Source organism: Pseudoduganella chitinolytica, assembly GCF_029028125.1.
GTDB classification, from domain to species: Bacteria; Pseudomonadota; Gammaproteobacteria; order Burkholderiales; family Burkholderiaceae_D; genus Rugamonas; species Rugamonas chitinolytica.
The window spans coordinates 3,027,409-3,041,363 of sequence record NZ_CP119083.1 but is presented as its reverse complement, the minus strand read 5'-3'; the positions used below and the strand labels follow the sequence as shown (position 1 = coordinate 3,041,363).

The window sequence follows — 13,955 nt, the reverse complement described above, 5'->3', positions numbered from 1 at the left end:
CCGGAGTGCCCGATGACCCCCACGATCCGCCACGGCATCGTCACCGCCATGCTGGCGGCGCTGCCATGCCTGCTGTACGCCGCCCCTGCCGCCACCCCCGCCGAGCGCGCGGCCTACGCCCGCCTGCCGGTCTGCAAGCTGCGGCCGGACGGGCGCGGCCTGGCCGTCGAACCCTGCCGCACGGCGCCGACGAAACGCCCGCTGCCGCGCCGGCCGGTGCCGCGGCAGGACTATCCCGCGCCCGCGCCCGCGCCCGTCCCCGATCCCAGCCCTGTCAGCGCCGCACCCGCGGCACCGGCAGGCGATACGCCGGCGACGCTGTTCCAGCTGACGCCGCGCACGGGCCAGGCCATGCCGCCGCCCGCCACGTCGGCCACGCCGCCGCCGTCGCCCTACGTCAACCATGCGCCCGGCGCCTTTGCCGTGCCGCCGCCCGGTGTCAGCCAGCCGGTGCCCGCCACGTGCGGCCCGGCCGGCTGCCGCGACGCGGCCGGCACGCAGTACAACGGCCCCGTGCTGACGAGTCCCAGCGGGCGCTTGTGCAGCAGCGCCGCCGGGGTCATTACCTGCATGTAGGACAGCGGTCGCCGGCGTCTGGCCCGCTGGCGTTCTCCCGGACCTGGCGAACTTCAGGGTCAGTCCCTGTGCAGGGACAGACCCTTGCAAGCGCGCTACAATAGCGGTTGACGTTAACGTAAACGTCACCCACCATGAAGGAGACACGGATAATGCAGATCGAGGGTAACGTATTCATCATCACGGGCGGCGCGTCCGGCCTGGGCGCCGCGACGGCGCGCATGCTGGCGCAGGCGGGCGGCAAGGTCGTGCTGGCCGACGTGCAGGCCGAGGCGGGCGAGGCGCTGGCGCGCGAGCTGGGCGCCGACACGGCCCGCTTCGTGCGTTGCGACGTGACGTCCGAGGCGGACGGCCAGGCCGTTGTCGCGGCCGCGACCGCATTCGGCACGTTGCGCGGCCTGGTCAACTGCGCCGGCATCGCGCCCGCGGTGAAAACCGTCGGCAAGGACGGCCCGCATCCGCTGGACGTGTTCCAGCGCGCCGTCAACATCAACCTGGTCGGCACCTTCAACATGTGCCGGCTGGCGGCCGATGCGATGGGCAAGACCGAACCGGCCGCGCAGAACGAGCGCGGCGTGATCGTCAACACCGCGTCGGTTGCCGCGTTCGACGGCCAGATCGGCCAGGCCGCCTACGCCGCCTCGAAGGCCGCGGTGGCCGGCATGACGCTGCCGATGGCGCGCGACCTGTCGCGCAGCGGCATCCGCGTGATGACGATTGCCCCGGGCATCTTCGAGACGCCGATGCTGCTGGGGATGCCGGCCGAGGTGCAGGACGCGCTGGGCAAGATGGTGCCGTTCCCGCCGCGCCTGGGCAAGCCGGACGAATACGCGCACCTGGCCAAGGCGATCATCGAGAACGTCATGCTGAACGGCGAGACGATCCGCCTGGACGGTGCCATCCGGATGCAGCCGAAATAAGGTAGCATTGCCGCAATCACGAGCGCGCGGGACCGCCTGCGCGTTTTGTTTTGCGAGAGAGTCGATGAATCGTTTCAAGAATCTGGCCTGGGCCGCCGCGCTGCTGTGCGCGGCGCCCGCGCTGCATGCCCAGGATGCGACGCAGGCGGCGCCCGAAATCGCCACCGGCTACACCACCAAGACCGGTTGGACCGCGTCGCACTACATGGTGGCCGCCGCCAACCCGCTGGCCACCGAGGCCGGCTACCGCATGCTCAAGCAAGGCGGCACCGCGCTCGACGCGGCGATCGCCACGCAGATGGTGCTGACCCTGGTCGAGCCGCAGTCTTCCGGCATCGGTGGCGGCGCCTTCCTCGTGCACTTCGACGGCAGCAAGGTCCGTTCGTACGATGGCCGCGAAACGGCGCCGATGGCCGCCACCGAACGGCTGTTCCTGGACAAGGACGGCAAGCCCGTATCGCGCGAGACCGGCATCGTGGGCGGCCGCTCGACGGGTGCACCGGGCGTGCTGCGCATGCTGGAGCTGGCGCACAAGCAGCACGGCAAGCTGTCGTGGGCCACGCTGTTCCAGCCGGCCATCGAGCTGGCCGACAAGGGTTTCAACGTGAGCCCGCGCCTGCACGCGCTGCTGCGCTACGACCAGAAGCGCCTCACGCGCGACCCGGTGGCGGCGGCCTATTTCTACGACAGTGCCGGCCAGCCGCGCCCCGTCGGTTACCTGCTGAAGAACCCCGAGCTGGCGCAAACGCTGCGCGAGGTGGCGAAGGGCGGAGCGCACGCGTTCTACCACGGCCGTATCGCCCGCGACATCGCGGCGAAGGTGAAAAACCATCCGACCAATCCGGGCCTGCTGACCGCCAAGGATATCGCCGACTACCGCGCCAGGGAGCGTGACCCGGTCTGCAGCGATTACCGCAAGTGGACGGTGTGCGGCGCGCCACCGCCGTCGTCCGGCGGCATTGCCGTCGCCGAGATGCTGGGCATCCTGGAGTCGACCGACATCGCCGCGCACCCGCCGGTGAACGGCGTGCCGGATGCCCACGCACTGCACCTGTTCACCGAGGCGGGCCGGCTGGCCTACGCGGACCGCAACCGCTACGTGGCCGATACCGACTTCGTCCCGCTGCCCGGCAACGGCGTCGCGGCGCTGCTGGACAAGCGCTACCTGGCCCGGCGTGCCGCACTGATCGGCACGCAGTCGATGGGCAGCGCCCGTGCCGGCACGCCGCAGGGCATGCAAGTGGCGTGGGGCACGGATACGGCGCTGGACAAGCCGTCCACGTCGCACCTGGTCGCCGTCGACCGGTACGGCAACGGCCTGTCGATGACGACGTCGGTGGAGGATGCGTTCGGCTCGCGCCAGATGGTGGACGGCTTCATGCTGAACAACCAGCTGACGGATTTCTCGTTCGATGCGGTGGACGAGAACGGCCCGATCGCCAACCGCGTGCAGCCGGGCAAGCGCCCGCGCAGTGCGATGTCGCCCACGCTGGTGTTCGACAAGGCGACGAAGAAACTGGTGCTGGCCACGGGTTCCCCGGGCGGCTCGGCGATCATCAACTATGTCGCCAAGGTGCTGGTGGGGACGCTGGACTGGCACCTGGACGTGCAGCAGGCCATCAGCCTGCCCAACTTCGGCAGTCGCAACGGGCCCACGGAACTGGAAGCGGGGCGCTTCCCGGACGCCACCGTGCAGCAATTGAAGGCGCGCGGCCACGAAGTGCGCCTGTTCGAGCAGAACTCCGGACTGCAGGGCATCCAGCGTGTCACCCGCGACGGCCGCGATGCGTGGTTCGGTGGCGCCGATCCGCGCCGCGAGGGGATCGTGCGGGGCGAGTAGGCAAGGTAACCCACCGTGCCAGGCACTTGTTTGCGGGTGTGCGATCCGCAAACAAGTGCCTGGCACCCTGGATCTTCATATACGTCCCGGTGTTGCAATGCAGCCCCAGCGACCCGCCACCCCCTGACCGGCCCAGGGCCCCTCGTGTTACCCTTGGTAAATGGGAATGAAAAAGAAGACCGGCCTGATACTGACCGGGGGCGGCGCGCGCGCCGCCTACCAGGTCGGGGTGCTGCAGGCGATCTCCGAGATCTTGCTGGAAGCCGGCTGGCCGCCGGCCAGGAATCCGTTTCAGATCATCTGCGGCACGTCCGCCGGCGCGATCAACGCGACGGCGCTGGCTTGCCGCGCCGACAACTTCGGCGAGAGCGTCGCACGCCTGCTGGACGTGTGGTCGCACATCGCCGTCGCTCAGGTCTACCGCGCCGATTCGCTGGGCGTGCTGCGCTCGGGCGCGCGCTGGCTGTCGCTGCTGTCGTTCGGCTGGCTGCTGCGCAAATGGCATGCGGCGCCGCCGAGCTCCCTGCTGGACAACACACCGCTGGCCGACCTGCTGCACCGGATGCTGGACCTGCCGCGCCTGGACACCGTGCTGCAGGAAGGCCTGCTGCACGCGCTGGCCGTGACGGCATCGTCGTACACGGGCGGCCAGCACCTGACCTTCTACCAGACGGCGGCCGAGATCGCCCCCTGGGTGCGCATGCAGCGCGTGGCGCTGCAGGACCAGATCGGCGTGGAACACCTGCTGGCGTCGTCGGCGATCCCGTTCATCTTTCCCGCCACGCCGCTGTTCCTGGGCGGCCACCGCGAGTACTGCGGCGACGGCTCGATGCGCCAGCTGGCGCCGATCTCGCCGGCGATCCACCTGGGGGCCGCCAAGGTGCTGGTGGTGGGTGCGGGCCGGCTGACGGAGCCGGCCCGCACCGCGACCGAGTCGGCCCGCTATCCCAGCCTGGCGCAGATCGCCGGCCATGCGATGTCGTCGATCTTCCTGGACAGCCTGGCGGTGGACATCGAGCGCCTGAACCGCATCAACCAGACCCTGTCGGTGCTGCCGCCCGACCTGCTGGAGAAAACCCCGCTGCGGCCGGTGCAACTGCTGGTCATCGCGCCGTCCGAACGCCTGGACGAACTGGCGCTGCGCCATATCGGCAGCCTGCCGGCACCCGTGCGCACGCTGCTGTCGGGGATCGGCGCCACCGAGGCACGCGGCGCCGCGCTGGCGTCCTACCTGCTGTTCGAGGCCAGCTATACCAATGAACTGATCCGGCTGGGCCAGCACGACACCCAGGCGCGCCGCGCCGACGTGCTGGCCTTTTTCGGATCGTGATGACGATAACGATGACGATGACGGCACGCTTCCTCCGTTCCTTGCTGGCCGCACTGCTGCTGGCCCTGTGCGCCGCCGCCATGGCGGCGCCGGCCCGCTCGCTGCGGTTCGAACAGCTGGGCGTGGCCGACGGACTGGCGCAGGAATCCGTGCTGGCCATCGCCCAGGACCGCCAGGGCTTCATGTGGTTCGGCAGCCAGGGTGGCCTGTCGCGGTTCGACGGCTATCGCACGGTGGTGTATCGCCACGCCTTGTCCGATCCGCACAGCCTGGCCGAGAACTGGGTGCGCGTGGTGCACATCGATGCCGTGGGCCGCATGTGGGTGGGCACGGACAACGGCCTGGATCGCTTCGATCCGCTGACACAGCGCTTCACGCACTACCGGCCGGACGAGCCGGAGCAGCGCGGCAGCGGCAACCGCCACGTGCGCGCGATCATCGACGATGGCGCCGGCGGCCTGTGGGTGGGCACGGCCGACGGCCTGCAGCGTTTCGATCCCGTGACGGGCCGCTTTACCGTGTGGCACAACGAAGTGGCCAACGCGCGCAGCCTGGCGCACGACCAGATCAACGCGCTGGCGCGCGACCGCGCCGGCCGGCTGTGGATCGGCACGCCGGCCGGCGTCGACCTGCTGCTGCCGGGCGCACAGGCATTCCGCCACTTTGCCGTGCGCTCCGCGAGCGGGCGTCCCGTCGCCGTGCAGGCGCTCTTGATGGACAGCGAGCAGACGCTGTGGCTGGGCACCCATGAAGGCGTGGAGCGCTGGCAGATGGGGCCGGGCGGCGGCGAGCCGCGCCGCCAGCGGCTCGATGCGTCGCATGGGCTGCAGGGCGGCACCGTCGCCACGCTGTACCAGGACAGCGACGGCACCGTCTGGGTCGGCATGCGCAACCAGGGGCTGCTGCGCTGGATCCCGGCCGCGGGCCGCTTCGTGCAGTACCGCCACCAGGTGGGCGACCCGCACAGCCTGGCCGACGACTACGTGTCCTCGCTGTTCCGCGACCGCGTCGGCACGCTGTGGGTGGGCACGTGGTACAACGGCTTGAGCCGGGTCGACCTGGCCAGCGGCGGCTTCGCGCGCATCGTCAAGGACCCGGACCAGCCCCGGTCCCTCAGCGACAACCGGGTGTTTACGATGGCCGACGCGGGCAGCGGCAAGCTGTGGATCGGCAATAACGACGGCCTCAGCCTGCACGACCCGCTGACGGGCGAGAACACGCTGTTCCCGCTGCCGCTGGGCGAGCATGCGCGCAACGAAGGCGCGGTGACGGCGTTGTGGCCGGGCGACGGCGGCCTGTTGTGGGTGGGTTCGCGTTCCGGCGTGCGCCAGTTCGATCCTGTCGCGCGCACGTTCGGGCCGGCGCTGCTGGCGCGCGGCGATCCGGAAACGGACGTGGTGCGCTACCTGCACAAGGACCGTGGCGGCATGCTGTGGGTGGCCAGCAAGGCGGGCCTGGTGCGGCTCGATCCGGGCAGCGGCGGCGTGCTGCTGTTCCGCCACGACCCGGCCGATCCGCACAGCCTGTCCGACAATATCGTGCGCCCGCTGCTGGAGGACCGCTACGGCAACCTGTGGGTCGGCACGTTCAACGGGCTGGACCTGCTGGACCGCAAGACCGGCCATTTCCGCCACTTCCGCCACGATCCGGAGGATCCGGCCAGCCTGTCGCACAACGAGGTGCATTACCTGTACGAGGACGCCCGCGGCACGCTGTGGGTGGGCACGGCGTCGGGCCTGAACCGCATGGAACGGCATGCCGACGGCAGCGCGAGCTTCCGCCGCTACCTGCGCCAGGACGGCCTGGCCGACGACGCCATCGCGGCCATCCTGGCCGACCGCGCGGGCAAGCTGTGGGTGTCGACCAATACGGGCGTGGCCAGCCTCGACCCCGCGTCCGGACGGATCAACAACTACTCCGGCGTGGACGGCACCATCGAGGGCGCCTATTTCGACGGCTCGGCCTTGTCGGCCGCCGACGGCACGCTGTACTTCGGCGGCTTCAACGGCGTGACGGCGTTCGACCCGCGCGAGATCCGTTCCAACACGGTGGCGCCGCCCGTGGTCATCACCGATTTCCAGATCTTCAACCGCTCGCAGCGACCCGGCGAGAGCGGCCCCGATGGCCACGTGGTGCTGAAGCAGGCAATCGAATACACGCGCGCGCTGACGCTGCAGCAGGACGATTCCGTGTTTGCGCTGGAGTTCGCGGCGCTGCACTACGCCGCGCCGCAGCGCAACCGCTTCGCCTACCAGCTGATCGGCTTCGATCGCAACTGGGTCAGCACCGACGCGGACAAGCGCTTCGCCACCTATACTAACCTCGATCCGGGCCAGTACGTGTTCCGCGTCAAGGCGGCCAACAAGGACGGTGTCTGGAGCGAACCGGCCACGCTGACGATCACGATCCTGCCGCCGGTGTGGAAGACCTGGTGGTTCCGCACCCTGGCCGTGCTGCTGGCGTTGGGTGCGGGCTTCGTGCTGTACCGGGCGCGCGTGCGCGTGCTGCGCCACCAGCGCACCCGGCTGGAGCAGCAGGTCGGCCTGCGCACCGCCGAAGTGGAACTGAAGAACCGCATGCTGCTGGAGCAGAAGCGCGAGCTGGAACAGCGCGACGAACGCCTCAGCCAGGCCAAGCAGAAGGCGGAAGACGCCACCCGGCAGAAGTCCGAGTTCCTGGCCAACATGAGCCACGAGATGCGCACGCCGCTGGCGGGCGTGATCGGCATGCTGGGCTTCGCGCTGCGCGACGAGACGCTGGCCAGCACCACGCGCGAGCAGATCGAACGGGGCCAGGCCAACGCGCAGTCGCTGCTGTCGATCATCAACGACCTGCTCGACTTTTCCAAGATCGAGGCGGGCAAGCTGACGATCGAGAAGATCGACTTCGCACTTGCCGCCACGGTGGAGAACGTGGTCAGCTTGTTCGAGGAACAGGCGGCCGCGCACAACATCGAATTCCGCGTCGAGTTCGGCCACGACCTGCCGCCGTTCGTGGTGGGCGATCCGACCCGGCTGCGCCAGGTGCTCGTCAACCTGGTGGGCAACGCGTTCAAGTTCACGCAGCGGGGCCAGGTCACGCTGCGCGTCGAGCGGATCGGCGGCGGAGGGGAGCGGGGCGGCGACGTGTGCACGCCGATCCGCTTCACGGTGGAGGATACCGGCATCGGCATTCCGGAGTCCGAGCTGCCGCGCCTGTTCGAGAAGTTCGAGCAGGCCGACGCGACGACGACGCGCCGCTACGGCGGCACGGGACTGGGGCTGGCCATCTGCCGCCAGCTGGTCGAACTGATGGGCGGCGAAATCGGCGCCGTCAGCACGCCGAACGTGGGCAGCGTGTTCAGCTTCACGCTGCCGCTGGCGCGCGGCATCGCGCCGCCGATGGTGCCGCATGAACCGCGCGCGCCGCACAGCCACCAGCTGCGCGTGTTGTGCGCGGAGGACTTTCCCACCAACCAGATCATCGTGCGCATGATGCTGGAGGACCTGGGCCACAAGGTCGATATCGCGGGCAACGGTGCGTTGGCCGTGGCCGCGTGCGCGCACACGCGCTACGACCTGATCCTGATGGACGGGCGCATGCCGGAAATGGATGGTCCCACGGCCACGCGCCTGATCCGCGCAGGCGGTCCGCCGGACGCGCCGGTGCGCGACCAGGGGCTGATGATCATCGCGCTGACGGCCAACGCCAGCGAGGAGGACCGCAGCCGCTACCTGGCGGCCGGCATGGACGACTTCCTGACCAAGCCGATCGACGAGGGCGCGCTGCATTTCCAGCTGTCGCGCGCCATCGAACGCCAGCTGCAGCGTGGCCTCGCGCTGGCGCCGATGCCGGGCCAGGCGGCGCCGGAGCGACCCAGCGTGGCGGAACTGGATGCGATGTTCGGTGTCGATACCGCGCTGGCGGCGGTCGAGCCGGTGGCGCAGGACAGCCCGCCGGACGCCGACGCGGCGGCGGAAGCGGAGCGCCTGGCGGCGGAGAAGGCCGCCGCCGAGGCACTGCGCCTGCGCCTGCGCGACGCGTTCATTGCCGACCTGCCGGGCCGGCTGGACGAACTGGATGCGGCCCTGGCAGCCGCCGACGCGGATGCGGCGGGCCGGCTGTTCCACGGCATGAAAGGCAGCGCCGCCTACCTGCAGGACATGGAGCTGCACGCCCTGTGCTCCGAGCTGGAGCGGGCGGCCGACCGCGCGCTGTGGCCCGCCATCCGGCACAAGCTGCCGCGCCTGCACCAGATGCTGGGCCGGATCGTGTCGCCGGCCCGCACCGGCTGACGGTGCCGACGTGCGCGCACGCAGCCGTGCGCGCATTTACAGCCGGGCCCGATGCGGGCATCATGTCGAATCGTCCATCAACGGCACAGCCGAATAAGAGTCAATGAAAGTTCTGGTAGTAGACGACGACGTGGTGTCGCGCATGATGCTGATGCACCTGATCGACAGCAGCGGCAGTTTCGATATCACGGAGGCGGAGGATGGTGCCGATGCCTGGCGCCAGTTGAGCGCGGGGCTGCGTCCGGCGATCTGCTTCTGCGACCTGCGCATGCCGCGCCTGTCCGGCATGGACCTGCTGCAGCACGTGCGTGCCGATCCGGCGTTGGCCGACCTGCCATTCGTGCTGGTGTCCTCCGCCGGCGACCGCGCCACCGTCCAGCAGGCCACGCAGGCCGGTGCGTCCGGCTACATCGTCAAGCCGTTCGAGGCCGAGCACGTTCGCGCGCACCTGGCGCGGCTTCTGGGTGGGGCGGGACAGGCGCTGCCGGCCGAGGATCCCGCCGTGACCCAGGCCCGGCTCGGCATCGACGCGCGCCGCCTGCAGGCCTACCTGGCCGGCTTCGAACAGCAGCTCACCGCCGCCCCCGCCGACATCGGCGCGCTGCTGGAGCGGGGCGACCACCAGGGCGCACAGGCGCGGCTGGAGCGCCTGGCCGCCGGCTGCGCCACCCTCGGCCTGCACGGCGCCCTGGCCGCGCTGCGCGGCCTGCAGGGCACGGCACCGGCGCCGGCCCGGCTGCAGCAGGTGCTGGCCGATGTTGCGGCAGCCGTGCAGCGGCAGGCCGGGCTGGTCGCTATCCTGTAATTCACTATCCTGTATTTCATCGCCAGCGCTTGATGGTTGGGGTCTGTCCCTCAAAGGGACTGACCCCGGTTTTCCTCTGCGGCGCGAAGGTATCGGTAAAAACCAGGGTCAGTCCCCTGCGGGGACAGACCCTGACCCTTGCCAGCAAAATAGTTTAAGTTTAAAGTAAGTGCATCGCCGACAACCACGGCAGCGTTGACCTGACAGGGGTGACCATGAGCACAGATGCAAGAAGCGCCAGCGGCCATGTCGATCCGTTCGCTAGGGCGCACCTGCCGCCCCGCGAAGAGTGGCCCGAGCTGCTGTTCGAGCTGCCCGAGCTGCACTATCCCGACCGCCTGAACTGCACCGCCGCGCTGCTGGACGATACGGCACGGGCCCATGGCGAGCGCGTCGCGCTGCACGGTGTCCACGGCAGCTGGACCTATGCGCAGCTGCTGGAGCGGGTGGACCGCATTGCGCACGTGCTGCGCGGCCCGCTGGGCCTGGTGCCCGGCAACCGCGTGCTGCTGCGCGGCGCCAATACGCCGATGATGGCGGCGGCGCTCCTGGCCGTGTTCAAGGCCGGCTGCATCGCCGTGCCCACGATGCCGCTGCTGCGCGCGCGCGAGCTGGCGACCATCGTCGCCAAGGCCGAGGTCAACGCCGTGCTGTGCGCGGCCGACCTGTGCGCGGAACTGGAGCAGCTGCCGGCCTGCCCGCCGGCGATGCATTTCGGCGGCACGGACACGCAACTGGAAGCGCTGATGGCGGCGCAGCCGGCCACGTTCGCGGCCTGCGACACCGCGGCGGACGACGTCTGCCTGATCGGCTTCACCTCCGGCACGACGGGCGTGCCGAAAGGGACGATGCACTTCCACCGCGACCTGCTGGCGATCTGCGACACGTTCGCGCGCCACACGCTGCGCGCGCAACCGGCGGACCTGTTCATCGGCACGCCGCCGCTGGCGTTCACGTTCGGCCTGGGCGGGCTGCTGCTGTTCCCGCTGCGGATCGGCGCCGCATCCGTGCTGCTGGAGAAGCTGACGCCGGAAACGCTGCTGCAGGCCATCGAGCGCCATCGCGCCACGGTCTGTTTCACCGCTCCCACGTTCTACCGCCAGATGGCCGCGCTGGCGTCCCGCTACGACCTGGCCTGCCTGGCCAAGACCGTATCGGCCGGCGAAGCACTGCCCATCGCCACGCGCCAGGCCTGGCAGCAGGCCACGGGACTTGCCATGATCGACGGCATCGGCGCCACCGAGATGCTGCACATCTTCATCTCGGCCGCCGGCGACGAGATCCGCCCCGGCGCCACGGGCAAGCCGGTGCCGGGCTACCGCGCCTGTGTGCTGGATGAAGCGGGCCGCCCGCTCGGACCCGGGATCGTCGGCCGGCTGGCCGTCAAGGGCCCGACGGGCTGCCGCTACCTCGCCGACGAGCGCCAGCGCGACTACGTGCGGGACGGCTGGAACCTGACGGGCGACGCCTACGAGATGGACGCGGACGGCTACTTCATCTACCGCTCGCGCACGGACGACATGATCATCTCGGCCGGCTACAACATCGCCGGCCCGGAAGTGGAGGATGCGCTGTTGCGCCACCCGGCGGTGGCCGAATGCGGCGTGATCGGCCGGCCCGACCCCGAGCGCGGCCAGCTGGTCGAGGCGCACGTGGTGCTGCGCCCCGGCCACGCACCGTCGGCGCAATTGACCGCGCAGCTGCAGGACTTCGTCAAGAACCAGATCGCCCCTTACAAATACCCCCGTTCGATCGTGTATGCCGAGGCGCTGCCCCGCACCGAAACGGGCAAGCTGCAGCGCTTCCGCCTGCGCGCCAAGGAAACCGCATGAACATCGTCTGCATCGGCGGCGGTCCCGCCGGATTGTATTTTGCGCTGCTGATGAAACGCCAGCAGCCATCGCACCGCGTCGTCGTCGTCGAGCGCAACCGCCCGCACGACACGTTCGGCTGGGGCGTCGTGTTTTCCGACCAGACGCTGGGCAACCTGTCGCAGGCGGACGAACCGACCGCGCGCCGCATCCTGCAGTCGTTCAACCACTGGGACGACATCGAGGTGTGCTTCAAGGGCGAGGTGGTGCGCTCGGGCGGCCATGGCTTCTGCGGCATCGGCCGCAAGCGGCTGCTCAATATCCTGCAGGAGCGCTGCGGGGAACTGGGCGTGGAGCTGGTGTTCGAGACGGACGTCACGGACGACCAGGTGCTGGCGGCCCGTTACGAAGCCGACCTGGTGATCGCCGCCGATGGCCTGAACAGCCGCATCCGCACGCGCTATGCCGACACCTACCGGCCGCAGGTCGAAGCACGCCAGTGCCGCTTCGTATGGCTGGGTACGACGAAGAAGTTCGACGCGTTCACGTTCGACTTCCGCCAGACCGAGCACGGCTGGTTCCAGGCCCACATCTACCAGTTCGACGGCGCCACGTCCACGTTCATCATCGAGACGCCGGAGGAGGTGTGGCGCGCGGCCGGGCTGGAAGCCATGTCGCAGGAGGAGGCGATCGCATGGTGCGAGCGGCTGTTCGCCGACCGGCTCGACGGCCACCCCCTGATGTCGAACGCTTCGCACCTGCGCGGCTCGGCCATGTGGATCCGCTTTCCCCGCATCGCCTGCGAGCGCTGGGTGCACTGGCACGGCGCCGTGCCTGTCGTGCTGATGGGCGACGCGGCCCACACGGCGCACTTCTCGATCGGCTCGGGCACCAAGCTGGCGCTGGAGGATGCGATCGAGCTGGCGCGCTGCCTGGACGATGGCGACGACCTGCGTGCCGCGCTGGCGCGTTACGAGGAGGTACGCGCCGTCGAGGTGATCAAGCTGCAAAGCGCCGCGCGCAACTCGATGGAATGGTTCGAGAACGTGCGCCGCTACACTGCGCTGCAGGCGCCGCAGTTCGCCTACTCGATGCTGACGCGCAGCCAGCGCCTGTCGCACGAGAACCTGCGCCTGCGCGACCCCGATTACGTGGCCGGGTACGAAGCATGGTTTGCCCGGCGCGCGTTTGCCCAGGCCGGCCTGCCGGCCCCGAACGACCTGCGCATCCCGCCAATGTTCACGCCGTTCAAGGTACGCGACCTGGTGCTGAAGAACCGCATCGTCGTCTCGCCGATGGCGCAATACAGCGCCGTCGACGGCACCGTGGGCGACTGGCACCTGGTGCACCTGGGCGCCCGCGCATTGGGCGGCGCCGCGCTGGTGATGGCGGAGATGACATGCGTCTCGGCCGACGCCCGCATCACGCCGTCCTGCCCGGGCCTGTATACGGCGGAACACACGCAGGCTTGGCGGCGCATCGTCGACAGCATCCACGCGCTGTCGGATGCGAAGATCGGCGTGCAACTGGGCCATGCGGGGGCCAAGGGTTCGACCCGCGCGATGTGGGACGGCATCGACCAGCCGCTGGAGAAGGGCAACTGGCCGCTGGTGTCGGCCTCGCCGCAGCGGTATCTGGAAGGCGTGTCGCAAGAGGCACGCGCGGCGGATGCGGACGACCTGCGCCGCGTCGAGGCCGATTTCGTGCGCGCCACGTTGGCGGCGGAGCAGGCCGGCTTCGACTGGCTGGAGCTGCACTGCGCGCACGGCTACCTGCTGTCGTCGTTCATTTCGCCGCTGACCAACCGCCGCGGCGACGAGTACGGCGGCAGTCTTGAAAACCGCTGCCGTTTCCCGCTGCGGGTGTTCGCGGCGATGCGCGCGGCCTGGCCGATGCACAAGCCGATGAGCGTGCGCATCTCCGCGCACGACTGGGTCGAGGGCGGCATCACGCCCGATGACGCGGTGCAGGTCGCGCGCCTGTTCCGCCAGGCGGGGGCGGACGTGATCGACTGTTCGTCCGGCCAGGTCAGCAAGCGCGAGAAGCCCGTGTTCGGCCGCATGTTCCAGGCGCCGTTCGCGGACCGGGTGCGCAACGAGGCCGCCATCGCGACGATGGCGGTGGGGTCGATCTTCGAGGCCGACCATGCCAACGGCATCGTCGCGGCGGGCCGGGCCGACCTGTGCGCCGTGGGCCGGCCGCACCTGGCCAACCCGGCATGGACCTTGGCCGAGGCGGCGCGGATCGGCTACCGCCCGGTGCCGTGGCCGCGCCAGTACCTGCCGGGCAAGCAGCAGCTGGAACGCAACCTGGAGCGCGAACGCCAACTGGCCGCCCTGGGGGCGGGCTTGACACCGCAGCAGGTGGCGGCGAAGCTGCTGGAAGGTTAGACGAGGAAG

Annotated in this window: 8 protein-coding genes; all 8 read left to right on the top strand. The window is 70.0% G+C overall.

Annotated features, from left to right (window positions below; genetic code table 11):
- The first annotated feature begins 12 nt into the window (after positions 1–12).
- The 8 genes from PX653_RS13430 (at position 13) to PX653_RS13395 (ending at position 13,946) form a co-directional block, all read left to right on the top strand.
- A complete protein-coding gene (locus PX653_RS13430; protein ID WP_277418350.1) occupies positions 13–576 on the top strand; it encodes a hypothetical protein in 564 nt (187 codons plus the stop codon).
- 152 nt (positions 577–728) lie between these two features.
- The gene (locus tag PX653_RS13425) at positions 729–1,496 is read left to right on the top strand and encodes a 3-hydroxyacyl-CoA dehydrogenase (protein WP_277418349.1); all 768 of its coding nucleotides are present in this window, start codon (positions 729–731) and stop codon (positions 1,494–1,496) included.
- 64 nt (positions 1,497–1,560) lie between these two features.
- Positions 1,561–3,336 (top strand): gamma-glutamyltransferase, encoded by a 1,776-nt coding sequence (gene ggt, locus PX653_RS13420; RefSeq protein WP_277418348.1) that lies wholly within the window; start codon positions 1,561–1,563, stop codon positions 3,334–3,336.
- Positions 3,337–3,496: 160 nt separating this feature from the next.
- The gene (locus tag PX653_RS13415) at positions 3,497–4,666 is read left to right on the top strand and encodes a patatin-like phospholipase family protein (protein ID WP_277418347.1); all 1,170 of its coding nucleotides are present in this window, start codon (positions 3,497–3,499) and stop codon (positions 4,664–4,666) included.
- Entirely contained in the window at positions 4,666–8,940 is a 4,275-nt protein-coding gene (locus PX653_RS13410) for a two-component regulator propeller domain-containing protein (protein WP_277418346.1), read from the top strand. Before PX653_RS13415 ends, PX653_RS13410 begins: the two co-directional genes overlap by 1 nt.
- 103 nt (positions 8,941–9,043) lie before the next feature.
- Positions 9,044–9,745: a response regulator gene (locus PX653_RS13405; protein ID WP_277418345.1), complete on the top strand. Its 702-nt coding sequence runs from the start codon at positions 9,044–9,046 to the stop codon at positions 9,743–9,745.
- A 215-nt stretch (positions 9,746–9,960) separates the two neighbouring features.
- Complete coding sequence (locus tag PX653_RS13400; RefSeq protein WP_277418344.1) at positions 9,961–11,577, top strand: AMP-binding protein; 1,617 nt, start codon at positions 9,961–9,963, stop codon at positions 11,575–11,577.
- A complete protein-coding gene (locus PX653_RS13395; protein ID WP_277418343.1) occupies positions 11,574–13,946 on the top strand; it encodes a bifunctional salicylyl-CoA 5-hydroxylase/oxidoreductase in 2,373 nt (790 codons plus the stop codon). The genes PX653_RS13400 and PX653_RS13395 overlap by 4 nt, the downstream gene beginning before the upstream one ends.
- Positions 13,947–13,955: the final 9 nt, after the last annotated feature.